This window comes from Bradyrhizobium sp. AUGA SZCCT0176 (genome assembly GCF_018130145.1).
In the GTDB taxonomy this organism is placed as follows: domain Bacteria; phylum Pseudomonadota; class Alphaproteobacteria; order Rhizobiales; family Xanthobacteraceae; genus Bradyrhizobium.
Genome location: NZ_JAFCMB010000005.1, coordinates 170354 through 195555, shown reverse-complemented (window position 1 = coordinate 195555; position 25202 = coordinate 170354). Strand labels below are relative to the sequence as shown.

At 63.1% G+C, this 25202-nt stretch carries 19 protein-coding genes; 4 read left to right on the top strand and 15 right to left on the bottom strand.

From position 1 onward, the window contains the following. Positions 1-23 precede the first annotated feature (23 nt). The 6 genes from shc to JQ600_RS14720 form a co-directional block, all read right to left on the bottom strand. Positions 24-2003, bottom strand: coding sequence for a squalene--hopene cyclase (gene shc / locus JQ600_RS14745; protein ID WP_212489967.1), 1980 nt, complete (start codon positions 2001-2003; stop codon positions 24-26). A 69-nt stretch (positions 2004-2072) separates the two neighbouring features. Next, complete coding sequence (hpnE, locus tag JQ600_RS14740) at positions 2073-3320, bottom strand: hydroxysqualene dehydroxylase HpnE (RefSeq protein ID WP_212265477.1); 1248 nt, start codon at positions 3318-3320, stop codon at positions 2073-2075. Further along, positions 3320-4159, bottom strand: a complete 840-nt coding sequence (gene hpnD, locus JQ600_RS14735; RefSeq protein WP_212265478.1) for a presqualene diphosphate synthase HpnD — start codon at positions 4157-4159, stop codon at positions 3320-3322. Before hpnD ends, hpnE begins: the two co-directional genes overlap by 1 nt. After that, on the bottom strand, positions 4156-5034 hold the full coding sequence (gene hpnC / locus JQ600_RS14730) for a squalene synthase HpnC (RefSeq protein WP_212385718.1): 879 nt from the start codon (positions 5032-5034) through the stop codon (positions 4156-4158). The genes hpnD and hpnC overlap by 4 nt, the downstream gene beginning before the upstream one ends. Positions 5035-5221: 187 nt before the next feature. Next, the gene (locus tag JQ600_RS14725; protein WP_212265480.1) at positions 5222-5455 is read right to left on the bottom strand and encodes a hypothetical protein; all 234 of its coding nucleotides are present in this window, start codon (positions 5453-5455) and stop codon (positions 5222-5224) included. Continuing rightward, complete coding sequence (locus JQ600_RS14720) at positions 5448-5642, bottom strand: hypothetical protein (protein ID WP_212385719.1); 195 nt, start codon at positions 5640-5642, stop codon at positions 5448-5450. The genes JQ600_RS14725 and JQ600_RS14720 overlap by 8 nt, the downstream gene beginning before the upstream one ends. Before the next feature lie 233 nt (positions 5643-5875). Between JQ600_RS14720 and JQ600_RS14715 the strand changes: the two genes are divergently transcribed. Next, the gene (locus JQ600_RS14715) at positions 5876-6379 is read left to right on the top strand and encodes a hypothetical protein (protein WP_192737358.1); all 504 of its coding nucleotides are present in this window, start codon (positions 5876-5878) and stop codon (positions 6377-6379) included. 111 nt (positions 6380-6490) lie between these two features. Here JQ600_RS14715 and JQ600_RS14710 read toward each other — a convergent pair whose 3' ends face one another. The 5 genes from JQ600_RS14710 to JQ600_RS14690 all read right to left on the bottom strand — a co-directional run bounded on the left by JQ600_RS14710 (position 6491) and on the right by JQ600_RS14690 (position 13776). Then, on the bottom strand, positions 6491-8872 hold the full coding sequence (locus JQ600_RS14710; protein WP_212385720.1) for an RND family transporter: 2382 nt from the start codon (positions 8870-8872) through the stop codon (positions 6491-6493). 235 nt (positions 8873-9107) lie between these two features. After that, complete coding sequence (gene eutC, locus JQ600_RS14705; protein WP_212265483.1) at positions 9108-9893, bottom strand: ethanolamine ammonia-lyase subunit EutC; 786 nt, start codon at positions 9891-9893, stop codon at positions 9108-9110. A 110-nt stretch (positions 9894-10003) separates the two neighbouring features. Continuing rightward, positions 10004-11593: a B12-binding domain-containing radical SAM protein gene (locus JQ600_RS14700; RefSeq protein ID WP_212265484.1), complete on the bottom strand. Its 1590-nt coding sequence runs from the start codon at positions 11591-11593 to the stop codon at positions 10004-10006. 149 nt (positions 11594-11742) lie between these two features. After that, the gene (locus JQ600_RS14695) at positions 11743-13125 is read right to left on the bottom strand and encodes an ethanolamine ammonia-lyase subunit EutB (protein ID WP_212385721.1); all 1383 of its coding nucleotides are present in this window, start codon (positions 13123-13125) and stop codon (positions 11743-11745) included. A gap of 51 nt (positions 13126-13176) precedes the next feature. Continuing rightward, positions 13177-13776, bottom strand: a complete 600-nt coding sequence (locus tag JQ600_RS14690) for a hypothetical protein (RefSeq protein ID WP_212265486.1) — start codon at positions 13774-13776, stop codon at positions 13177-13179. 569 nt (positions 13777-14345) lie between these two features. On the opposite strand from JQ600_RS14690, the gene JQ600_RS14685 reads away from it, so the two are divergent. Together JQ600_RS14685 and JQ600_RS14680 are read left to right on the top strand one after the other, a co-directional pair. Next, positions 14346-16052 (top strand): methyl-accepting chemotaxis protein, encoded by a 1707-nt coding sequence (locus JQ600_RS14685; RefSeq protein WP_212265487.1) that lies wholly within the window; start codon positions 14346-14348, stop codon positions 16050-16052. 184 nt (positions 16053-16236) lie between these two features. Beyond that, a complete protein-coding gene (locus JQ600_RS14680) occupies positions 16237-16743 on the top strand; it encodes a hypothetical protein (RefSeq protein ID WP_212385722.1) in 507 nt (168 codons plus the stop codon). Positions 16744-16902: 159 nt separating this feature from the next. Here the strand turns inward: JQ600_RS14680 and JQ600_RS14675 are convergent, their stop codons facing one another. Beyond that, positions 16903-17358 (bottom strand): VOC family protein, encoded by a 456-nt coding sequence (locus JQ600_RS14675; protein WP_212265489.1) that lies wholly within the window; start codon positions 17356-17358, stop codon positions 16903-16905. A gap of 206 nt (positions 17359-17564) precedes the next feature. On the opposite strand from JQ600_RS14675, the gene JQ600_RS14670 reads away from it, so the two are divergent. Further along, complete coding sequence (locus tag JQ600_RS14670) at positions 17565-17924, top strand: hypothetical protein (protein ID WP_212489966.1); 360 nt, start codon at positions 17565-17567, stop codon at positions 17922-17924. A gap of 414 nt (positions 17925-18338) precedes the next feature. Here JQ600_RS14670 and JQ600_RS14665 read toward each other — a convergent pair whose 3' ends face one another. From JQ600_RS14665 to JQ600_RS14655, 3 genes are read right to left on the bottom strand one after another with little or no spacing between them, the layout of a single operon-like run. Further along, complete coding sequence (locus tag JQ600_RS14665) at positions 18339-19217, bottom strand: transglutaminase family protein (protein ID WP_212385724.1); 879 nt, start codon at positions 19215-19217, stop codon at positions 18339-18341. Further along, a complete protein-coding gene (locus JQ600_RS14660; RefSeq protein ID WP_249132930.1) occupies positions 19214-21736 on the bottom strand; it encodes a circularly permuted type 2 ATP-grasp protein in 2523 nt (840 codons plus the stop codon). Before JQ600_RS14660 ends, JQ600_RS14665 begins: the two co-directional genes overlap by 4 nt. Positions 21737-21759: 23 nt before the next feature. Continuing rightward, positions 21760-25035 carry a DUF2126 domain-containing protein gene (locus JQ600_RS14655; protein ID WP_212489965.1) on the bottom strand — a complete coding sequence of 1092 codons (3276 nt, stop codon included), beginning with the start codon at positions 25033-25035 and terminating at the stop codon, positions 21760-21762. Between the last annotated feature and the right edge of the window lie 167 nt (positions 25036-25202).

The window sequence follows — 25202 nt, the reverse complement described above, 5'->3', positions numbered from 1 at the left end:
CGCGGCGGCCCCCGCCCCCAAAGTCACATCCCGACCCCTACCACCCTGCTGTTGGTGCTTCTCAAATTCCGATACCGCGCCATCGCCCAGAGCGGAAAGAACTTCGAGTAGCCATGATAACGCAAATAAAACACCCGCGGAAACCCCGTAGCCGTGTAGCGCGGCTCATCCCACAGCCCTTTTTCGGTCTGTGTGGTTTTTAGGTACTCCACACCACGCGCAACTGCCGGATTCCCGACCTCGCCCGCTGCCATCAGTCCAAGCAAGGCCCATGCCGTTTGGGAGGAGGTCGATGGTGCGGCCTCGAATCCCCTGTAGTCCAGCCGGTAGCTGACCGCATCCTCGCCCCAGCCGCCGTCCTGATTCTGAATCGATAGCAGCCAATCGACCGCCTTGCGAATCATTGGGTCCTGATGATCGACACCTGCGACATTTAGCGCACAGAGCACCGACCAGGTGCCGTAGACGTAATTCAGCCCCCAGCGGCCGTACCACGAGCCTTCGGCAAGCTGGGTGCGGCGCAGATAGTCGATGCCGTCGGCAACAGCCTTGCTGGTTGCGGCGGTTTCACCGAGTTGCGCCAGCATCGAGACGCAGCGCGCGGTGACGTCCTCGGTCGGCGGATCGAGCAGCGCGCCGTGGTCGGAGAACGGGATGTTGTTGAGATAATATTCGAGGTTGTTGACGTCGAAGGCGGCCCAGCCGCCATCGCGGCTCTGCATGCCCTCGATCCACTCGCGGCCGCGCGCGATCGCGGTATCGTACTCGTTGCTTCCGGACTGCTTGCGCGCACGGTCCATCGCCATGACAACGACGGCGGTGTCGTCGAGATCCGGATAGTAGGCGTTGTTGTACTGGAACGCCCAGCCGCCCGGCCGCACGTCGGGACGCTTCACCGCCCAGTCGCCCTTGATGTCGAGAACCTGCTTCGGGACCAGCCAGTCCAGCGCCTGCTTGGTCTGCGGCAGCATTTCCGTGCCGCCCGCTTCGATCATTGCGTGGCAGGTCAGCCCGGTGTCCCACACCGGTGACACACATGGCTGGCAATAGGCTTCGTGTTCGCCGATCACGAGCAATCTATCGATACCCCGGCGCGTGACGGCGCGCGGCGGGTAATCCACCGGCTTGCCGAACGCCTCATACATCATCACGGTGTTGGCCATCGGCGGATAGATCGCGCCAAGACCATCCTCGCCGTTCAGCCGCTCTTCGATGAAGGCCACGGCCTCGTCGATCGCGCGGGCACGAAGCTTTTTGGGAAACAGCGGTTCGATCGTGCGCAGGACGACATCGAGCGAGCGGAACAGCATGAACCAGCCCCAGCTCTGATGCGGCGCCTTCGCCGTCATGCCCACCGACTTCGGATCCTGCAGGAACAATTCGTCGATGCCGACGCCTTTGGGATTCTTTGCCAGCGGCTTCAGCGCCGCCAGCACCATCAGCGGCACGATCGTGGTGCGCGCCCAGTAGGAGATCTTGTTGATATGGAACGGCGACCACATCGGCAGCAGCATGATCTCGATCGGCAGCACCGGTACCGCGCGCCAGGTCAGCACGCCGTAGAAAGCCAGCAGGAAGCGGGTGAACACGTTGACTTTGGCGGCCCCGCCGCGCGAACGGATCGCCTCGCGCGCCCGCACCATGTGCGGCGCATCGACGGAATCGCCGATCATCTTCAGCGCGAAGTAGGACTTCACGCTGGCGCTCATGTCGAACGCACCGTCCTGCACCAGCGGCCAGCCGCCATGATTGCCTTGCGTGCGCCTGATATAGTTGGCGATCTTGGCTTCGAGTTCGCTATCGACGGGCTCGGCGAGATAGTGGCGCAGCAGCACATATTCCGACGGGATCGTGCTGTCGGCTTCCAGCTCGAATACCCAGTGCCCGTCGGATTGCCGATAGCCGAGCAGCGCCTGCGTCGCCGAGGAGATCGATTTCTCCAGGGCGACGGGATCGACTGCCGCGATGGGATCGGCGACATCGCTGTGATCGACGGAAGACATTTCGTCAGACATCCCTCTGTTCGCGATCGCGCACCGTAAAGCCGGTCACGCTCTCTTCCAGTCAGGCCATCATGCTCTGGCCAGAACCAGATCGGCCGCGCGGTCACCCGACCGCACCGATCCCTCGATGGTTGCCGGCAACCCCGTATCAGTCCAGTCCCCGGCGAGAAACAGGTTTTTGTAAGCGGTGACCGGGCCCGGCCGCAGCGCGTTCTGCTCCGGCGTCGCCTCGAACGTAGCACGGCGTTCGCGCACGATCTGCCAGGGCGGTAATTCGCCCTGCACGCCTCCTGCCTTGCAGACGTCGCGCCAGATCGCCTGCGCGAGTTCTTCACGCGGCATATCGACCAAACGGTCGCCATTGCTGATGGTGACCGACAGGCGCTGCGGGAACGCAAACAGCCATTCCACCAATCCACCGACGACGCCAAGGATCGGCGCCGCATCCCTTGGCGGATCGAAGCGGAAATGCGCATTGACGATGGCGCGAAATTTCGTCGGCGTTTTGAGACCCGGCAGCAACGACGCGGCGGGACGCGGCGGAACGGCGAGCACCACGACATCGTCGGGCGCCAGCGAAATCGCATCGTCGCCGAACTTCAGTTCCCCGACATGGCTAGCGTTCATCCCGAATTCACGCAGCTCATGCCCGAGCTGAACGCTGGCGCCCTTGTCCTGCAGCAGCTTGATCGCAGGTTCGATCAGCACCGAACTCAACCCGTCGCGGGCGATCAGCGGCCGGCAGGCCTGGCCGCCGGCCAACAGAGTTTCACGGACGATCGCGCCGGCCAGCCCCGCCGAGCCCTCCGGCGGATCGACGTTGAGCGCGGCCAGCAGCAACGGCTGCACCAGCCGCTGGTACAGCGTGCCCTCGCAGGGGATCGCCTTGCCAACCAGTTTGTCCGTCCCTGCCCAGATCAGCGGCATCAGTGCGAGATAATCGCGCAAGGACGTGTCGGGCACCCGGCGCGCCTCGTCGAACACCCACAGCGGCAGCCGGCCATCGCCGAGATCGAGCTGCCAGCGCTGGCCGGTCGAGACGTCGCAGAAGGGAAACTGCGCGCGCTTCGGTCCGACCAGTCCCGCCTCGGTGCCGATCGAGCGCGCATAGGCCAGCGCATGGCTGTTGCCCGACAGCAGCAGGTGATTGCCATTGTCGATCATCAAATTGGTGGCGGCGTCGAAATAGGAGCGGCAACGGCCGCCGGTCGTTTGCGTGGCCTCGTGGACGCACACCCTGTAATTGGCGTTCGCGAGCCGGACGGCGGCGGAGAGGCCGGAAATGCCGGCGCCGATGATGTGAGCGGTTTTTTGCATCAGATGATCGCGTAACGGAGAAGGATGCCGATCTTGGCCATCTTGGTGACGCGGACCGGCGCGCGCGGCGCGGCAAAGCCCCGTTCCAGCAACAGGTCGAGGATCGCGCGGTAATATTTCGACATGATGCGGGGCGCGCGCACCTTGCGTCGCGAATTGCGCTTCATGATCTCGTCGGCTTTCTCGAAATACGCCTTGGCCCGTTCCGCCAGCGGCTGGCAAACTTTCGGCAAAGCGCGTTCGACGATCACCTTCTGCGGGTCGTCGCTCGTGATCCCGGCATGCAGCAGGGCTTCACGCGGCAGATACAGACGGCCGAGGGTGGCGTCTTCATCGATGTCGCGCAGTATGTTGGTCAGTTGCAGTGCGCGGCCAAGATGATGCGCGAGTTCAACGCCGTCATTCTCCGGAAGGCCGAACACCCGTACCGACAAACGCCCGACGGCGCTCGCGACGCGGTCGCAATAAAGGTCGAGCGTTGCGAAATCCGGCGCACGGATGTCCTGCGGCACGTCCATTTCCATGCCGTCGACGACGGCCAGAAAATCCTCGCGCTTGAGGCCGAAGGTCCGCACCGGGGCGACGTAATCCTGCAGGCGTGCCGGCGGACGGCCCTGATAGAGCGCGTCGATATCGTCACGCCATTGCTGGAGGCCGGCGAGCCGCTCGGGCCGCGGTTCGTGGGAATCGGCGATGTCGTCGACCTGCCGGCAAAAACTGTAGATCAGGAACATCGCCTCGCGCTGGTCGCGCGGCAGGATGCGCATCGCGGCATAGAACGAACTGCCCGACGCGGTGGTGCCGTAATTTGCGTCGGCCGCCGCCGTCTCTGATGTCATGCGCCAGCCGCCGGGTTCGACACGGGCCGCCGGCCCACCGCGCGGCGCGCGATCTCGCTGGCGACACCGCCGAGGCTTTGCGCCAGCAATTCGAGCGGACTGAGATGCACGCGCTCAGCGAGCGGATCGCGCAACTTCAGCATGCCTACGATCTTGTCGGCAAAGGCCTGGATCACCGAGATCTCGAGGCCGAGGCGGAAATCCTTCACTTCAGCCGCCAGCGATTTGCTTTCGTTGAGCACGGTCTCGGTCCGCACCGCGAGCGCCTGCAGGCACTTCAGCAAAGCGGGCGGTGACTTCGCCTCGCCCAGCATCTCGACCGTAGCACCGGCGGCTGCGAGCGCATCGCGCGGCAGGTAGACACGGTTGAGGTCGCGAAAATCCTTGGCGCAATCCTGCAGGTGGTTATTGATCTGCAGGCCGGCGCACAGCGCATCGGAGGCGGCCCAGGTCGAGGTGCTCTCGCCGTGGACGTCGAGCATGAAGCGGCCGACCGGCATCGCCGAGTAGCGGCAATAATGGATCACGTCGTCCCAGTTCTCGTAACGCAGCTTGGTGACGTCCATCCGGAACGCAATCAGCACGTCGAGCGCGTGGCGCGGCGGCATCTCGCGCGCGGCGAGCGCGTGGCGCAGGCTGACCGCCTCCTTCTGGGTGTCGCCCTTGCCGAGCAACTCCGCTTCAAAGAGGTCGAGAAGCCTCAGCTTTTCGTCTGGCGGCAACGTCGCGTGATCGGCGATGTCGTCGGCCGTCCTGACGAAATTGTAGAAGCTGAGAATCAGCGCCCGGTGACGCGGATGAATGATCCACGACGCGACCGGAAAGTTCTCGTCACGGTGGGTTTTTCCGGATCGCAGTTCGCTCGCGCTGGTCATCAAAAGCTGGCTACATTGGTCCAAATGGCGGCATGCGCCGATATCAGGCGCATGCGACGGATCGCGAGCCCCATATAGGGGAATACGCCGCCAAAACCAATGCTATCTGGGGCATCAAGCCCATGCCGCCGCCCGGCAAACATGCCGGAACGGGCCTTGCGCGACGGTTAACCGATGTGAGCGCGGGTTATTGCCCGTGGCTTTTCAGCACCTGGTCGCAGGCAGCCGTGATCTTCGGGCGATTTTGTTGCAGGCAGGCCAGGATGGTGAAATCGCCCTGATCAATCACCGCGCGGCAAAAGCGCTGCACGTCACGGGAGCACGCCTTTTGCTCTTCCGGCGTTCCACTGCGCTGCTGGGCGAAGGCATCCGATGACACCGCGATCGACAATAAAGAGAGAGCCAGGAAAAGTTTACGCATCGTATTCCTTCATTTCGGCAGCAAGAAATCCTGTTCCCGAATCGTGTTTCAGCATCGCCGGGACGGATTTGTTTGAAGACGCCGCGTAGCGCAGCAATGAGCAAACGACAAGCACTGGTAAATGCGGCCAAATTTGCGACGGCGCCGCCAATCCATCAACCAATTGATATATAACGCCTATTTTCAACACATTTTTCTTCGCACTTGGCTGTTGCGGACAGGCCCCCGCAAAGCTAGATGCTGCCGACGAAGCTCGACGGATATTTCTTGATTCCAGTGCGTGAAAATGCCGCCTGTCGGGGCGCTATCGCCGCAGCTGGCATTTTGTCATTTGAACCTAACATATCGCGGGAACACTAAATCTTCGATGTGGGCGAGACGTGTCTTTGAAAGAACGTCTATTTTGATGGGAAAATCACAATGAAAATGTTTGGTTCCAGCCTGTTTGGTCAGGCTCTCACGGCCGTCGGCGTTGGCGCCGCGCTGATGTTGTCGGTCTCCGCAGGCTACACGCAGGCGGGAGGCCCGTTTGCCGGTTTTGACGGAAATTGGGCGGGCGCAGGCACGGTCGCGCTGTCCAACGGCACCACGGAAAACATCCGCTGCAAGGCCGACTACAAGGTCAACGCGAACGGGCTCGGCCTGAAGCAGAACCTGAACTGCGCCAGCGACAGCTACAAATTCGTTCTCTCCAGCGACGTCACCAGCCAGGGTGACCGTATCTCCGGCAACTGGAGCGAAAAGAGCCGCAACATCTTCGGCAACCTGCAGGGCACCGCGGGCGGCGGACAGATCGACGTGTTCGTCGAGGCGTCCGGATTTGCGGCCAATTTGAACTTGCGGACCAACGGCACCAAGCAGATCGTCCAGATCAGCTCCAAGGGCGAAATCCGCGGCGTCAACATCACGCTGACGAAGACCTGATCAAGCGGTCCTCTTTAGTATCAGAGCCAGGTTCTGTTGATTCAGAACCTGGCTCTTTTCGTATCGACGGCTTCTTGAATTGACGGCTTGACCCGCTGCTCTGCCGATCTGCTATTTTGCCGGCTTGGCGTGAGCGCCGGTGCCACGGATCTTGTCCGACAGGTTGATCAGGAACATCGACGTCGGCCGCAGGATGAAGAGATCCGCGACCAATGCTGCGACCATCGAGAACGCGCTGAGCCAGCCAAACAGGCGCAGCGACGGCAGGTCCGAAAACACCGTCACGACGAGGCCGCAGGCCAGCACCACCGTGGTCAGGATCAACGCCGGGCCGACCAGCACGGTGGCGCGTTCCACCGCCAGTTCCGGACTGATGCCGGGCTTCGACTCCAGCCGCAAGCGGTTCAGGAAGTGGATCGTCGCGCTGAGGCCGAGGCCGAACGACACCGTCAGCGCCACCACGCTGGCGAATTGCAACCCCTCGTCCATCAGCCACAGCACCATGCCCGACGCCACCACGGGGAAGATGCCCGGCAGGATGCAGGAGAACATCACCACGACCGAGCGGAACGCGAGGCCGATGAAGATCGCGACCAGCAGGAATTCGATCGTGAGGCCGTGGTTGAGCTTCTGGATCATGTTGGCGCTGTTGCGCGCGGCGATCGCCGACAGGCCCGTCACCGCGATCTCATAGCCGGGATGCTCGGCGCGCACCTTGTTGAGCGCCGCGTCGAGCTTGTCGACCACCGGCAGGATCTCGCTTGAATCGAGATCGGGCACGCGGCCCGACACCACCACGGCGTCCTGATCGGCCGAGATGAAGCGCCGCACCAGATGTTCGGGGATGACGCTGACATATTCCTTCAGCGTCCCGACATCGCTGCTGCCGGCCTTCTCGGAAAGCCAGCGGCGCAGCGTTTCCAGCGACCAGACATTGCCGACGCCGGCCGCGGTTTCCACCATCGAATGGACGTCGGCGATCGTCTTCAGGGTGTCCGGCGAGTAGAGCGAGGCGCCCTTGGGGAATTCGATCAGCACGTCGATCGGATTGGCGCCGGTGAGCTTGGCATCGAGCCGGCTCGACGCCGCCACCGCCTGGCGCTTGTCAGGCACCTGGTCGGCGAGCCGGTAGCGCGGCTCCAGCGTGGCGTAGATATAGCCGAGACCGGCAACCAGGATCACCGCCAGCAGGCTGAACAGCCCGGGGCGGCTCACCATGCGCACGGCGATCCAGTAACAGAAATTGCGCAGCGCCTGAACGCCGGCGTCGGCGCCCTGGAATTTCACCGCCATGATCTTTTCGTTGCGCACCAGAAGCACGCCGAAGGCGGGCACCAGCGACAGCACCGCGATCAGCGCGATGATGGTGGCGGCAAGGCCCGCCTCGCCGAACTTGCGGATCAATTCGGAGTCGGAGAATTGCAGCGCGATGAACGAGATGCCCGCGGTGCCGTGGGTGAGCACGCAGGCCGGCCCCACCACCAGCACGGCGTTCTTGAAGGCCGTGTATTTGTCCTGCCCCGCGATCAGCCGGTCGCGCGCCGCGAAGGTCAGCTGCATCGAATCGGAGAAGCTGATCACCATGATGAGCGGCGTCATCACGTTCAGGAACATGTTGAGATTGAATCCGGCCCAGCCGAGACCGCCGAGCGCGAGCAGGATCGCGATGATCGGCGGGAAGGCCGCGATGATCATGAACGATATCTTGCGGAAGAAGATGATCGCGATGATGCAGCCGGCCAGGATGCCGAGGATGTTGTAGGTCAACCCGTCGCGCTTGACCGCGTTGCGGATCTCGAGCTGCATGACCGGAACGCCGGACAGCTGCGCATTGAGCCCGCTGCCGGCGAGATCGTCGGCCATGATCTTGCGGATATCGGCGATCACCCTGGAGAGGTCTTTGCTGGCGACGATCGATGGTTCAAGCGACAGCACCATCAGCGCCAGCGTGCCGTCCTCGGACAACAATTTGCCGCGAATGATCTCGTTGGTCTTCACGGTCTCGACGAATTTGTCGTAGGCCGCGCCTTCCGGCAAATCGGAGGGGAACAGCGCCGCCGGCAGCTTGCCGCGTTCGGGCGCCTGACGCGCCGAAAACAGCGAGACCAGACCGCGCACGCCATCGACCAGTTGCAGGTCGGTGACCATGTCGCGGATCTTTTCGAGATTGGGCCGCGCCAGCAACCTCTTGCCTTCGACCACGACCAGCACGTCGAATTCGGTCGCCGGGAAGCGCTTTGTGACGGCCTCGTACTGCTTGTAGTCCTTGGAATCCGAGCGGAACAGCTGGCTCAGCGAATCGTCGATCTTGATGCGCTGGATTCCGAAGATCGCCGCGATCATCAGGGCCGCCAGGATGAGGCAGGACAGGATGGGCGCCTTGACCGCGATCAGCCCCATGCGCTCGAGCCCGAAGGCGATGCTCTGCCCGGGCGGCGGCGGCTCCTCGATTTCCTCGACGTGGACCCGACTTTCAATGTTCTTTTCGAGCATGCCCTGTCCAGTTCTCACGTCGGCTTGAATTGTAGCTTGGGTTGCGGGCGCGGATGCGGCTCAGTCAGCCCCATATCTGATTGGCGCTGATTGGCGCTAGCCCTTGAAATCACGCGGTAAATTAACCGCCGCCGTTTTACAGGCCCGGACCGCATACGGCAAGCGCGCGGCGGGGGTCAAATCGCCGTGCAGATCACGAAAATCAGCGCTAAGTCTCTGATTTGTCACACTTGAACTAACCAGCCCCGATCCGCGCCGGCGCCGCGCCGCCGCTTTCATCTTTTAGTGCGACGCCCGTGACCTGCCGGGCCAGCCCCTCGCGCACCAGCCAGGCGATCTTGAAGGCGGCTTCATCGTAGCTCAGCCCCGCGCCGTGGATGTTGGAGACGCAGTTGCGCATCGCGTCGGTGAGGCCGATGCGCGGCGCAAAGGTCAGATAGGCCCCGAGGCTGTCCGGCGCCGACAGGCCCGGCCGCTCGCCGATCAGCATCAGGACCATCCGCGCGCCGAACATGGCGCCGATCTCGTCACCCAGCGCCACGCGCGCGCCGGAGACAACCGCGGTACCGCCGGGCTGGATCCCGGCTTCCTTCAATCGCGGAACCAGATGGCGAACCAGTTCGACCGCATGGACATTGACCGCCGCCGGCGAGAGGCCGTCGCCGACCACGATGGCCAGCTGGCACGGGCCACCGCTTCGATCGGCCAGCGCGCGTTGCGAGGCCGGATCGAGCATGCGTCCGAGATCGGGGCGGCGCAGATAATCGCGCCGGTTGCGCGCCTGACTGGAGAGGAGAACCGGCGCCAGTCCAAGAAGACCGTTAAGACTGGCCAATCCCTCGACGAGACGCGACGTGTCGAAGGCGCCATGAACCGCATCGCGGGCCCGTGCGTGGTCGAGGGTAAAGGCGAGCAGCGCCTCGGTCGGCATGCTGGCGCCGGCCCGGCCAAGCCCGACGCGCGCCGGCGTCAGCTCCCGCAGATCGCTCAGCGAACGGGACGGCGGCGCCGGCGTTTTCATATCGGCACCTGTTTTGTTTGACGCGTCTTCTACCGCAGATAAGTCTACGCAAGCTGCGTAAACTTGATTGCTATGCGAACCGGTACCCACATCGCTCGAAAACGCTCTGGTTACTCGGCGGGGACCGAGGCCTCGCGCAGCCGGATCGAATAGTTCGATGCGCTCTGCTGGCCGCCGGAGGCTGCACGCGCGAACAAGATCAGATGATGCGCGATCATCGCCGAACCGATCAGGCCCTCGATGTCGCCCTGCCGCAGCCGCCGCAGCGCGAATTTCCAGAACGCCTTCCGGTAGTCGCCGAGCACCCCGACTTTCCAGAAGATATTGCGCAGCATGATCAGGCCGCGCCGGATATTGGCCCAGCTGCGCATCTCCGGGCTGACAGGCCTTTTGATACGGTTGGCGTAGGTGTATTCGCACTGGTACTGATAGCGCGCGAACAGCCGCGCGGGTTCATAGGCGAATTCCATGCATTTGCGCCATGAACTGACCACCTGGTCATAGGGCAGCAGGAAAGCGACATTGGAGTCGCGGCTTTCGTCTTCCTCAAGCAGCCGACCTTCCTTTTGCAGGCGATCCCACAGCGGCGTCTTCGGTAGCGCCTGCAGCAGGTTGATCGTCAGCAGCGGAATCCGGGATTCATCGACAAAGGCCAGCAACGCGTCGGCGGTCTCGGGCTTGTCGGTATCGAGACCCATGATGATGCCGGAGACGACCTCCATGCCATAGGAATTGATGGTGTGGATGCCTTCCAGGATCGGGACCATCATGTTGTGGTCCTTGTGCATCGCCTTCAGCGCGTCGGGATCGGGAGTCTCGATGCCGCAGAACACGGTGACGAAGAAAGCCTCCTGCATCAGCTGGAGAATCTCCGGCCGCTTGGCGATGTTCAGCGTCGCCTCGCACGCGAGCCGCGTGATGTAGCCGGTTCGCTTCTGCCATTCGACAAGATGCGGCAGCAGGTCGAGCGCCGCCTTGCGGTTGCCGATGAAATTGTCATCGACGAAATAAACCGTGTCGGTCATTCCACATTCGCGCAGCTTGTCGAGTTCGGCGATGATCTGCTGCGGTGATTTCAGGCGCGGATTGCGCCCATAAAGGCCGGGGATGTCGCAGAACTCGCACTGATACGGACAGCCGCTCGAATACTGGATACTGCCGAGGAGATATTTTCTGGTCTCGGCGAGTTCATAGGCCGGGATCGGAAATTCCGTCATCGCGAGGCGATCGGCGGTCTTCAGCACCACCTGCTGCTCAGGCCGTGACGGGTCGCGCGCCAGCCGCGCGATCAAATCATTGGTCGCGTCGCCGAGTTCGCCAACATGGAGATAATCGAACGAGGGATAGTAATCCGGGCACGCGCTGACCGACGGCCCGCCGATCGCAACAGCGAGGTCGAAGGCGTGGGCGCGGCGGCAGATGTCGTTCATCTGCTGGCGCTGGATGTGCATGCCGCTGACGAATACCGCTTCCGCCCACTCGAAATCTTCCCTGGTGGCGGGGCGGAGGTTTTCGTCGACGAAGCGGACCGACCAGTTGGCCGGCAAATAGGCCGCGATCAGCAGCAACCCCTGCGGCGGCATGAAAGCCTGGACGCCGTCGGTCAAAGGGTAGGCATACTCGAACGTGCCAAAAGAAGACGTGTATCGCGGGAAGACACACAGGATGCGCCGTGCCGTCTCAATGCCTTCAGCTCTCATCAAACTTCCTCAGCCAAAGCCCTGTCACAAAGTTAAGCACGTCATTGAAGGGTGGGCCAGAAATTCTTCAAGATTGTGGCGGCCCCTTATAACCCGCTGGCGGCCCGATGGTTGCGTGACAGGTTAGTCACGGCGCGCGTCCGGACGGTTCAAGCGATCAGCCGTGACGCAAATTCGGGTAGCAGGCCCGCGTCACCCGCAAGGCGGAAATCGGCGCCGGCAAGCCCGCTGCGCAGCAGCCAGTCGTCGAATTCGGGTGCCCGTTTCAAGCCGAACAGGTCCCGGACATAGAGCGCATCGTGGAATGAGGTGGACTGATAGTTCAGCATCACGTCATCCGCGCCCGGGACCCCCATGATGAAAGTAACGCCGGCGGCCGCCAGCAGCGTCAGCAGATTGTCCATGTCGTCCTGATCGGCCTCGGCATGGTTGGTGTAGCAGACGTCGACGCCAAGCGGCAGGCCGAGCAGCTTGCCGCAGAAATGGTCCTCCAGCCCGGCGCGGATGATCTCCTTGCCGTCATACAGGTATTCCGGGCCGATAAAGCCGACCACGCTGTTGACCAGCAAGGGATCGAAGGCGCGCGCCACCGCATAGGCCCGCGCTTCCAGCGTCTGCTGATCGACATTGTGATGGGCGCCAGCCGACAGCGCCGAGCCCTGCCCGGTCTCGAAATACATCACATTGTCGCCGACGGTACCGCGGCGTAGCGATAACCCGGCCTGCCACGCCTCCCGCAACAGCGCCAGATCGACGCCAAAGCTGCGGTTGGCGGCCTCGGTCCCTGCAATCGACTGGAATACGAGATCGACGGGCGCGCCCTGCCCGATCAGCCCGAGCGTGGTCGTGACATGGGTGAGCACGCAGCCCTGGGTCGGGATCTGCAGCCGCGCGATGACGCCGTCGAGCAGGCGCACGAGTTCGCCGATCACGGCCGGATCGTCGCTCGCCGGGTTGATGCCGATACAGGCATCGCCCGATCCGAGCAGGATGCCGTCGAGGATCGAGGCGGTAATGCCCCTGGCGTCGTCAAAGGGATGGTTGGGCTGCAGGCGGACGCTCATCCGGCCCTTCAGGCCGATGGTGTTGCGAAACGCCGTCGTGACGGCGCATTTCTTCGCAACCAGGATCAGATCCTGGTTGCGCATCAATTTGGACACGGCGGCGGCCATTTCCGGCGTGATCCCGCGCGATATCTGCTTCAGCACCGCGGAGGTCGCAGCGTCCGAGAGCAGCCAGTCGCGAAACCCGCCCACCGTCAGCGACGAGATGGTGGCAAAGCCTGCCGCATCGTGGCTATCGACGATCAGCCGGGTGACCTCGTCGTCCTCGTAAGGCACCACCGTCTCGCTCAGGAACTGCTTGAGCGGGACATTCGCGAGCGCCATCCGCGCCGCAATCATCTGCTGGGCGCTGTCGGCTGCGACGCCGGCCAGGCGATCGCCGGAACGCGGCGGCGTCGCCTTGGCAAGCAGGTCGCGCAAATCGTCGAAGACGTAAGAGGTGGCATCGATGGCTTGGCGATAGACCATGCTGATCTCCAGGCCCCTGCTCTCGCTCCACGCCGTGGCCGCCGCCCGGTGCTAGTTCAGTGTACCGTAATAGCGGCCGAAAAAGCTAATCTCATAAGCGATCGCGGCGAACACAAACAGCTTATGGAATCTCGGATTGCGCGTTATCGCGCCCACCACGCATAGCAGCACGAATGCGCCGATCCGCGGCAGATATTCAGGTCCCAGGGAACGTAGATGTTGCTCGCCCTTTATCAAGGTATCGACCACATCGAGCGCTTCCGTCAGGGCAATCAAGCCAAAGAACCAGCGGCGGCGGTCGAGAAAATAGTCCTGATAGCCCTGATAATCATCGAGATCCTGAGGAAAAAGCAGCGCGCTCAGGAAATAGTACATCGACGCGTACACGCAGATGAAGGCGTACAGGCCAAACGTCCAATGCTGCACGAAGCTCAGCCGAAACTCCCACCACCAGAACGTGACCACGTTCAGGAGCGCCCAGGCGACCCAGCCCAGATGAACAGACCAGATCGGGGTGCGGCCGGGATGCTGGATCAATGTCGCGACGCCGCTGATCAAGCGGGTGACGCTGAGCCCGAGAATGATGGCGACCAGCACGCGAACGTGAAGATAGAGATCGACATTGCCCGTCAGGTCGGCAGTTTGAGCCATAAGCCCTCGTCCTCAATCACACTCGAACCACACGGTGCAGCAGCGTCCCGCGCACAGGATGGTCCCAGACGATGGCTTCAGGGTTTGCGCGTTCGCCCGCCCGGGCAAGACGAGCTGTCTCCGTTCCGTCGCTGCGCTCGTTGTCTAGCTTGATTCGCGCTCCTGGTGCATGCGGCTCACCTTGCGTGAGAACTCATCTGCTCGCTTGAGGCAGGTGGCGCGCCCTCACTTCGGTTAGCCAGCCTGCCGCTGCGGATTGAGCGAGAGCCGCGAGTGGGCTGGCGGCAGCACGCGAACACATCGAAATTGCACCTCGTCCGTGAGTAACGCCTTGGTAAGAAATGCGTGCTCCGGTCGCAGTGTCGCAGCTGGCCGACCACCGCGATAACCATTTGAACTTCTTATGTAATAATTCCAAAAGTTGCAGCTCGGCGAAGCTCGCGCGTTAAGACATTGTCCATCAAAATTCTGCACAATTTATCGACGGCCGACGGTGCTCAACCGGCCCCATTTGGAGTGCCGCGATGACCCAATCCATAAAATCCCCTAGCTCTTTTCCTGGTAGATCCATGCTGTCCCGCCTTTCGCTTGCAGCCAAGCTGTACTCGATCTTCGCGTTGTTCGCGGTCCTCGTCGCCGCCATCACGGCCCTCTCCGACTACAACACCCGACAGAACAATGCCCTCACCGAGGCCGTCGCGACGGCAAGCCGGGCTGCGCTGAACGTCGAGCGGGTCAATTCGCTGGTCTATGCGGTGGTGATGGAATCGCGCGGTGTCTACATGTCGACGGAGCCCGCCGTCGTGAAGAGGTACGGCGACGGGCTGCTCAAATTCAACGAAAGCATTCTCGAAGTCGTGAGGAACTGGCAGGCGCTGGTACAGGCCGACGACGCCGAGCAATTCGCCACCTTCAAGAAGCGCATCGAACAATTCATCGACTTCCGCAAGGAACTGGTTCGGCGCGGCGTCGAAATCGGCGCCGCCGCTGGCCGCGAATGGGGCGACAATGACGCCAACCGCCAGGTGCGCTCGGCCCTGAACAAGGATCTCGAAGCGCTTTCCAAGGTCTATGCCGAGCGCAGCAAGAAGCTGGCGCAGCAGGCCGACGCCAACCATACGCTGGCCTTTGTGCTCACGGGTCTGGGCGTGCTGGCGATCATCGTGGTCGTGATCGGCGTGCTGATCATTTCCCGTTCGGTCGCGCGTCCGCTGTCCGTCATCACCGACACCATCAAGCGCGTCGCCGAGGGCGCCGAAGGCGTTGAGGTGCCCCACACCAATCGCGGCGACGAGATCGGTGCGCTGGCGCGCGCCATCAAGATTTTCCAGGAGGCGATGGATCGCAACCGCAACCTGAACTCGCAGGTGGTGGAGGATTCCAAGGCCCGCGAACAACGCGCCAGGCAGATCGAAGCCTCGGTAGACGCCTTCCGCGAAGCGATCGGCGGCGTATTGCGCGCCGTCACCGACAACGCGACGTCGATGCGCGGCACCGCCGAAACCATCGCCAGCGTGGCATCGGATGCCAGCGGACGCGCGGTTGCGGCGTCAGGCGCCACCGAGCAGGCTTCCAGCAACGTTTCCGCGGTCGCCAGCGCCGCCGAAGAACTGTCCGCTTCCGTCGAGGAGATCGGCCGCCAGGTTCGCCAGTCCGCCAGCGCGGTCGAACAGGCCGGCTTGCGCACGGAAAAATCCGTCACCGAGATCGAAGGGCTTGCCGCCGCAACGCAGCGCATCGACGGCGTGCTCAACCTGATCCAGGCGATCGCCGAGCAGACCAATCTGCTGGCGCTGAACGCGACGATCGAGGCCGCGCGCGCCGGTGACGCCGGCCGCGGCTTCGCCGTCGTCGCCCATGAGGTCAAGGCGCTGGCCGAGCAGACCGCCAAGGCGACCGCCGAGATCGGCCAGAACGTCGGCCTGATCCAGACCTCGACCAGGAACTCGGTCGATGCCGTCCGTGAAATCGGCAACGCGGTGCGCGAGATCAACGACGTGACGTCGGCGATCGCCGGCGCCATCGAGCAGCAGGATTTGGCGACCCGCGAAATCTCGCAGAACGCGCAACTGGCCGCGCAAGGCAACGGCACGCTGGTGGTCAATATCGGCTCGCTCAGCGACGCCATGGGCAAGACCAGCACCGCCGCGGCCTCGGTCCTTACAGCCTCCAGCGACCTGACGGCGACCGCGGAAACGCTGTCCCGCGAAGTCGAAACATTCTTCCGCAACCTGCGTGCCGACCCGGTCGATGATTTCAGGCGCACCGGCACCTAGAGCGGGAAGAGGTTATCCTGAAGCCATATCGGATTCCCAAATCGGCGGATATCTGATCCGCCAGGCCGGCAACGCCAGGGGTATCAACCCCTCAACCATCCTTTTCACGTGTGCGCATTAACCATTTGTTAACCATACGCTTGCGATTGTCCCGGCACGGCCCCACCGAATTGGAGGAGAACACATGGCCCGGGAGAGCAGAGCCACCAGCAGGCAGCCAAACGCAATCCGTCGCCCTCACGTCTACAGCCTCGTTGTACCGCGGACGGAGGACCAGGGTGATTCGGAATTCAGCTTCGAACTCGAAGAGGTCCTGTCAGTCCCGTCAGCCGCGGCCCGACCGAAAGACGCCGATTCTCCAGACCATCTTCAAGCCCTTGAGCTGATCAGTGGCGCCGCCCAGGCCATGCAGATGGTGGAAAGCCACTCGCACAAAATCCAGGCCAAGGCGTTCGAACTGTTGCAGCATTCACGTTCGAAACGAATTGAGGCTTCACAACAGATTGCCAGCCTCCAGGAAAGATTGATTGCAAGTGAGGCGAACGTAGAACAACTCACCAAACGACTGGCCGAAGCCGAAGCGCGCGCGAATACAGCCGAGCACTGGCTGCGTCGCTTCCACGACGCCATCAACACGGCCTTCGCAGACAAGCGCGCTTGCCAGCCAGACAAGGTGTCCTCAGCTGCCTAGTGCATGATCGGTTCTGATCGAATCAGAACCGACGCTCTGGTTTCTTGTTTTGAGCATTTTCTACCGCAGATAAGTCTACGCAATCTGCGTAAACTTGATTGCTATGCATAAGGCGACATCGCAACCAGCTCAGCTGACGGCAGGCGCGAGTTGGAGACCTTAGCCAGAAGCGTCTGAGCCGTCCCACTGTACCAACTCTACGGTGATGCCCTCGGGACCCTCGAACAGCCGCAGCTTTCGGCTGATGTAGTCCATCTCGTCGCTCAGCACGGTTACGCCGTTGGCCACGAGGTGCGCGGTGGCCGCCTCAATGTCGTCGACGCGGAACGCGAGGTGATTGAAGCCCAGTTGTCGCAGATTCGTCGGGTGCGCACCCGGATCGGTCGCCGGGGGCGGGTCGAACTCAAGCAGCTGAATCTCGAAATGAGGATTTGCGCCTTCGAGTGCGAGGGTGATGTGCTGCGCTTTCATGCTCGGCATGCCCATGTACCGGGCGGGATCGCCACCGTCGATCGTCGCGACGTGACCCTTTTTGAAGCCAAGGAGCGCGAAGAACGCGATCGCCCGGTCGGCGTCTGCCACTGCGATCGTGATATGATCCGGATTGAGTATCATCTTGTCACTCCCTGTCATCAACGCCGCGCACTCGGCCGCGCCGGCTTACCTCTGCCGGGTGATCTGCCGTCGGCTAGCGCTCCGCTATTGCAAGGCTATCAGCTCGCTCCGTCGCACGGTAGGCGGGTTGGCCCGCGGCGGCGTCTGCTTCGGACCAGAAGCTGACTAAGGCGCAGCGGAGCGGCAGATCAGCAGGATCAATACGCTTGGAGGGCGATTGGAAGGCCGACCGGATCCCGTTGGGTCAGGCGCGCCTGATCGATTCGGTTCACCCCGCGGTACTTTATTCTCTAGCGAAACTCTTGAATGAGATCGGCAGCGGCTTTGTTGAGGACGGGATTTCGTGGATCAGCGGCATCGTCGAACGAACACCCGAGTTAGATTCGAGGGAGCTCGAGGTCAACACGGTTTATTATCTAGAGAACCTGGTGCGCGGCTACCTGCTCCAGAACAGACATAAAGCTCGTACGACGCCGCAAATTCAACATCAGGTTCTTGCCATTCTGAATTTCCTCTTAGAGAAAGGTTCCGCGACTGCTTACCTGCTGAGAGAAGATATCCTCTGATATCAGCGGTGCGTCCGATAACGCTCCAAAGCCAGCGTGCTGGTGGAAACGTGCTGGCGATGCAGGTGCTTTCGACGCAATGGGCCTCGTTGTTAGGTGAATTGCTCGCCTTCAAACGTGTAGGACAGTGCAATTTCGGTGACAGCGCACTCAATCGATCCGCCACCCGCCTCACGAACGGAACGAAGTCGCGATGAGAGTTTCCCCTAATTCCTCACGGCGTCCACAATCTGACGGCAACCGCACGCTCTCGCGAGGTCGAAACATCCTTCCGGCAACCTGCGCGCCGGCCCGGTCCAGGACACAAGGTACACAGGAACTTAGCTTCAGGTATAAAAATACCGTTACTGTGCATGGGGTTGTTTTCGACTTTTTGAGTCGAGGCCGTCGGCGTACCGCTGAAGCGGCGCCGGATTACTCCACCGGCACCACGTCCACGGCCACCGCGAGCTTCTGCTTGCGCGATCCCACGATGATGCCGTCGACCGGCGAGACGTCGGAGAAGTCGCGACCCATCGCCAGGATGATGTGGTCGTTCTCGACCAGGAGGTCGTTGGTCGGATCGAACCCGATCCAGCCGATCTCACTGCCGCACCACACCGACACCCAGGCGTGGGTAGCGTCGGCACCCTGCAGGCGCGGCTTCCCCGCCGGCGGGTAGGTGCGTAAGTAACCGCTGACATAGGCCGCCGGCAGCCCGAGGCCCCGCAGACCTGCGATCATCACATGGGCAAAGTCCTGGCAGACGCCGTGGCGTTTCTCGAACACTTCCCGAAGCGGCGTCGAGATCACGGTGGCTTTCGGATCGTATTTGAACTGGTGGCGGATGCGGTGCATCAGATCGACCGCGCCTGTGAGAATGCCCTGCCCTTGCGGAAAGCTTGCCGCGGCGTAAGCCGTGACCGGCCCAAGCACCGGCACCAGCGAACTTGCAAAGACGTAGCCGACCGGCGAGGCCGGACCGAGGCTCGAGGCCTCGAAGGCGACGTCGCGCACGCTCTCCCATGACGGGCTCGGCGCGGTGCGGCCAAGCGCCTGGCGCGTGACCTGCACCCGCGACCTGGAATCGATCCGCAAGCTGCGATGCGCGGTTTCGATCAGCACGCTCTCGGTATGGGTTCCGAAAAAATCCCGACGTATCGTGCGCTCCGCCGGCCGTGGCCGGATCTCGACGGAATGCGAGACCAATTGCTGCCCGTCGCCGCTGCGCGGCTCGAGCCGCAGCGAGCAGCGCGCAAAGCTCACCGGGCTCTCATAGCTATAGGTCGTGACGTGACGGATGTCGTAGATCACGCGAGGCCCGTCAGCTTCTCCGGCCGGCTCGCATTGGGTCCGTGCGGGAAGTAATGCAGGCCGATGGCGTCGGCGAGATTGAGCAGATCCTGCTCCAGCACGAACAGGGCTTTGACATCCAGCGCCGCGGCTTCCGCGGTCGTCAGCATCGCCTGCAGCGCCACGGCCAGACGCTGCGGCCGCTCGATCAAACCATGCTCCTTGAGGCTCGGAAGGCTCGCAATGTGCTCATTGAGCGCCGCCACCTGGAACGCGACCGAGCGCGGATTGTAGGGGTCGAGCACCGCCAGATCGCGCACCGGCGCCAGCGCCGGCCCGACCAGATAGCGCGAACGGTAGGTGATCTGGCAATCCACCAGCGTCAGCAGGACATCGAGGTCCTCGTCGCCGGCTTCGTCATAGGCGAACTGACGCGCAAACCGTGCGGTGTTGATGGCGCGCTCGGCGCGGCGGCCCATCTCGAGAAAGCGCCAGCCGGCGGCGCGGTTCATATTCTCTTGCGCGAGCCCGGCAAAGCTCGCGAGCTCCTGCAAGGACAATTCGGCGGCGCTGACGATGCCGTCATCGTCGTCGGCCTCCACGGAAAGCCGTTCCACCATCTCGGTGATGACCTGCCAGGCGTCGGGCGAAAGCCGCTCCCGCAGCGAAGTCGCGGTGCGCTGCGCCGATCGCAGCAGCGACAGCGCCGAGCCGAATTTTTCCGCACTTTGCAGCGCCTCGGCGGCGACCTTGGCGGAATTGGCCCGGCTCGCCTGCGAGGTCGCACCCCAGGTCACCAGAAGCCGCTGGATGCGCTCGACCGAATGCAGCGCGGTCGATGCCCCGGTTGGTGCGCCCTTGCCGGACTCGCGCGTCGGCGTGCCGAGCGCGCGGATCAGCCGCAGCGTCGCCTCGGCGCGTTCGAGATAGCGGCCGAGCCAGAACAGATTGTCTGCGGCACGGCTCGGCACCACGCCCGCGATGCGCCTGATCCGCACCGTGTCGGCCGCCGGCAGCAGCGTCGAAGCCGGGATCGCCTTGTCGGACACCACCCAGACGTCGGCCGACCGCGCCCCGTCGCCCATCGATACGGCACGGGCATCGGGCTCATCGGCGATCCGGCAGAAGCCGCCCGGGAGGATGGTCCAGCCGTTCGGGGTGGCGGCGGCAAACACCCGGAGCACGAACGGACGCGGCGTGATCCGGCCGTTCTCCCAGGTCGGCGTCGTCGACAGCCGCACCAACTCCTGGCCGACAAAGTCGATACCGCGATCGGAAATCGCAGACCTGAGCCGCTCGCGCTCGGTCGGCGACAACTCGCCCGCAAGCACGGGTCCGCTGCCCGGAAAGCCCGGCACGGCACGGCCATAGGCGCCCTCGATCGCGAAATCGTCGAGCCGCGACAGGACTTCCTCGCGCGCTGATTTCTGGCCGCACCACCAGGTCGCGATGTGCGGCATCAGCAAATCCTCGCTGAGCAGGCGGCGGCACAGATTGGGCAGGAAGCCGAGCAGCGCCCGCGCCTCCAGCACGCCGGAGCCGGGCATGTTGGCGACCACGACGCCGCTCTTGCGCAGTACGTCAATCAGGCCGGGCACGCCAAGATGCGAGGAAGCATCGAGCTCCAGCGGATCGAGGAAATTGGAATCGACCCGGCGCAGCAGCACATCGAGCCGCTTCAGGCCGGCGACGGTGCGAATATGGATGCGGTCGCCGCTGACGGCAAGATCATCGCCCTCGACCAGCAGGAAGCCGAGATAGCGCGCGATCGTCGCATGTTCGAAATAGGTTTCGTTGAAGGCGCCCGGCGTCAGCAATCCGATGCGCGGCTCGTCGCGGTCGGCGCTCGCGCGCAATGAATCGCGGAACGCCTCGAAGAACGGCGCGACGCGTTCGACATTCATCGACTTGTAGAGATTGGAAAAGGCGCGCGACAGCACCAGGCGGTTTTCCAGCGCATAGCCGGCGCCCGACGGCGCCTGCGTACGGTCACTGAGCACCCACCAGCGGCCATCGGGGCCGCGGCCGACATCGGCGGCGTAGAGATGCAGATAGCGTCCGCCCGGCGGTTTGACGCCGCAGACCGCGCGAAGATATTCGTTGCTGCCGGCGATCGCCGCTGCCGGCACGGCGCCGTCCGCAACCAGCCGGCCCTCGCCATAGAGGTCGCGCAATATCATCTCGAGCAATTGCGCGCGCTGGGCGATGCCCGTGGTCAATTGCCGCCAGTCGGTCTCGTCGATGATCAGCGGCAGATGGCTCAGCGGCCAGAGCCGGTCCGCGGTCTCGCCGGGCGCGCGATAGGTGACGCCGGCCTCCCGCAAATGGCGGTCGGCGGACGCGAATCGGCGCTCGATGTCGGCGGGCGACAGCGCGGCAAAGGCGTCGAAAAACCGCGCCCATGCCGGCCGGGGCGCACCGTCCTGGCCGATATATTCATCGGGAATTCCGGGTAGCCGGGCGTAGTCACGGGTCCATTGCGCCATCCGGCGCTGGCCCGGACGGGCCTTGTTATCCTGACTGCCGGCTTGCCCCGCCATCCGACTCTCCGATCTCAGCGCCTTTAGTGCCGGAGCGGCGTCCTCAAGTCGAGCGTCAAAGGAAATTCTATTGTGCGTTCCTCGGGCGGCAGATCGACCTTGCCCGGGGTGTGGCCGTGGTCCTGAAACCGGGCCAGCCGCCGCGCCTCGGCCTCGTAGGAATTGACCGGCTTGGTGTCATAACTGCGGCCACCGGGATGGGCGACATGGTAGACGCAGCCGCCGAGGGAGCGGCCATTCCAAGTATCAATTAAATCAAATGTCAGCGGCGCGTGCACCGGAATGGTCGGATGCAGCCCGGACGCCGGCTGCCAGGCCTTGAAACGGACGCCGGCGACCGCTTCGCCGGAGCGGCCGGTGGCCGTCATCGGCATCCGCCGGCCATTGCAGGTGACGACGTGGCGGCCTTCGACAAAGCCCGACGCCTTGATCTGCAACCGTTCCACCGACGAATCGACATAGCGCACGGTACCGCCGGCCGAGCCTTCTTCGCCGAGCACGTGCCACGGCTCCAGTGCCTGCCGCAGTTCCAGCGAAACGCCGCCGTGATGGACCCGGCCGAACACCGGAAAGCGAAACTCGAGCTGCGCCGAATACCATTCCGGCGAGAATTCGTAGCCGGAGTGCTTGAGTTCTTCGAGCACGCCCAAAAAGTCTTCCCAGAGAAAATGCGGCAGCATGAAGCGGTCATGCAGCGTGGTGCCCCAGCGCACGAAATTGCCCTGTTGCGGCTCGCGCCACATTTTTGCGATCAGCGCCCGGATCAAGAGTTGCTGCGCCAGCGACATGCGCGGATCGGGCGGCATTTCCAGCGCGCGGAACTCGACCAGTCCGAGACGGCCGGTCGGCCCGTCGGGCGAATAGAGCTTGTCGATGCAGATTTCGGCGCGATGGGTATTGCCTGTTATGTCGACCAGGATGTGCCGGAACAGGCGGTCGACCAGCCATAGCGGCGCCTCGATGCCCGGCGGCGGCACGTGGGCCAGCGCGATTTCAAGTTCATAGAGGCCGTCATGCCGCGCCTCGTCGATGCGCGGCGCCTGGCTGGTCGGGCCGATGAACATGCCCGAGAACAGATAGGACAGCGACGGATGACGCTGCCAGTACAGCACGAGACTCTTCAAGAGATCGGGCCGGCGCAGGAACGGTGAATCCTGCGGCGTGCTGCCGCCGACCACGACGTGGTTGCCACCGCCGGTGCCGGTGTGGCGGCCGTCGACGAGGAAACGGTTGGCGCCGAGGCGCGTCTTGGCGGCGTCCTCGTAAAGGCCGAAGGTGATGTCGACCGCCTCGCGCCAGTTCTGCGCCGGCTGGATGTTGATTTCGATCACGCCGGGATCGGGCGTCACCTTGATGACTTCGACGCGCGGATCGTAAGGCGGCGAGTAGCCCTCGACATGGACCTGCAGCTGCAGCTCTTCGGCGGTCGCCTCCACCGCCGTGATCAGCTCCAGATAATCTTCCAGTTTCTCGACCGGCGGCATGAAGGCGCACAAAACGCCGTCGCGGATTTCGATCGACATCGCCGTGCGCACGGGCTCGAGTTTTGGCTTCTCCTTGGCCTTCGCGTCCTTGGCTTTGGTCCCCGTGTCGGAAGCTGCCAGTTCGTCGCGTGGCTCCATCGGATCCTGCTCGACGATGTAGGGATATTCTTCCGGCGGAATGTGTTCCAGCGAAGCGATCGGCAGCCGCAGGCCCAGCGGGGAATCGCCTGGAAACAGGAACAGATAGCCGCGCCGGATCTTCCAGCGTTCGCTGCGCCAGTGCCCGGGCGGGTGCTTGAAGGCCTCGTTCCAGCGCTGGATGGGCAGCACAAATCCCTTGGGCTTGTTGAGCCCGGAATCGAACACCCGCGCCATCCGTGAGCGCTCTTCCGGATCGGCCAATTTGGAGTCGGTCGGATCGACATTCGCCGGCAGCGCCGCTTCCTTCTGCAGCCAATGCGCGGTGTCTTCGAAGGCGGGCAGCACGTAGTCGGTTGTGAGTCCGAGCTTTTGTGCGACGCCTTCGGCAAAATGTTCGGCGTCGGCGATTTCGGCCTTGCGCGGATTTTCGATGTTCGCGATCAGTTCGGCGTTCTTCCAGATCGGCACGCCATCCTTGCGCCAATAGAGCCCGAACGCCCAGCGCGGCAGGCTCTCGCCCGGATACCATTTGCCCTGCCCGTAATGCAGCAGGCCGCCGGATGCAAAGCGCGCCCGCAACTTGCGGATCAGATCGTCGGCCAGCGCGCGCTTGGTCGGGCCGACGGCGGCGATATTCCATTCCGGCGATTCCAGATCGTCGACCGAAACGAAGGTCGGCTCGCCGCCCATCGTCAGCCGCACGTCGTCTTTCTTCAAATCGGCATCGACCGCCTCGCCGAGCTTGTCGAGACGCGACCAGGATTCGTCCGAGAACGGCCGCGTGATCCGCGGCGCCTCGCGGATGCGCTTGACGCTCATCTCGAAGCCGAACTCGACATTGGCAAAGCCGGCGCTGCCCGAGATCGGCGCCGCCGAACGATAATGCGGCGTGGCGGCGACGGGAATGTGCCCCTCGCCCGTCAGCATGCCCGAGGTGACGTCGAAGCCGATCCAGCCCGCGCCCGGCAGATAAACCTCGGCCCAGGCGTGCAGGTCGGTGAAATCGCTCTCGACCTCGCGCGAGCCTTCGACCGGATCGATGTCGGGGCGGAGTTGAATGAGGTAGCCGGAGACAAAACGCGCCGCGAGCCCGAGGTGCCTGAAAATCTGGATCAGGAGCCAGGCGGAGTCGCGGCACGAGCCGGAGCCGGTGGCGAGCGTCTCCTCCGGCGTCTGGATGCCCGGCTCCATGCGGATGACGTAACCGATTTTCTTCTGCAGCTGCGCGTTGAGGTCGACCAGGAAATTGACGGTGCTGTCGGCCTGGCGCGGGATGTCCTTCAGATAAGCGGCAAATAGCGGCCCCTCGTCCGATGTCGCCAGATATGGCGCCAGCTCGGTCTTGAGATCGTCGGTATATTGAAACGGCAAACTGGTGGCATAGGGCTCGACGAAGAAGTCAAACGGATTGACCACGGTCATCTGCGTCGAGAAATCGACCTCGATCTTCAGCTCGGTCGCCTTCTCCGGGAAAACGAATCGCGCCAGCCAGTTGCCTTGCGGATCCTGCTGCCAGTTCACGAAATGATTTGAAGGCGTGACCTTGAGCGAATAGCTCAGGATCGGCGTGCGCGTGTGCGGCGCCGGCCGCAGGCGTACGGTTTGAGGCCCGATGTCGATCGGTCGGTCGTATTTGTAGTGCGTAACGTGATGTAGTGCGACGAAGATCGACACGGACGGGCTACTCCAGCAGCTTTTTTAAGCAGAACACTGGTTCCGGCCGACATCAAGCACTAACAACGGGCACGGGGTGCCTAGGAACTATCCGCGCGTCGTCCCGGCGAAGGCCGGGACCCATACCGCGTGATTTTTCAGTGAGGCAAGATGGCTGACGTCTTCCG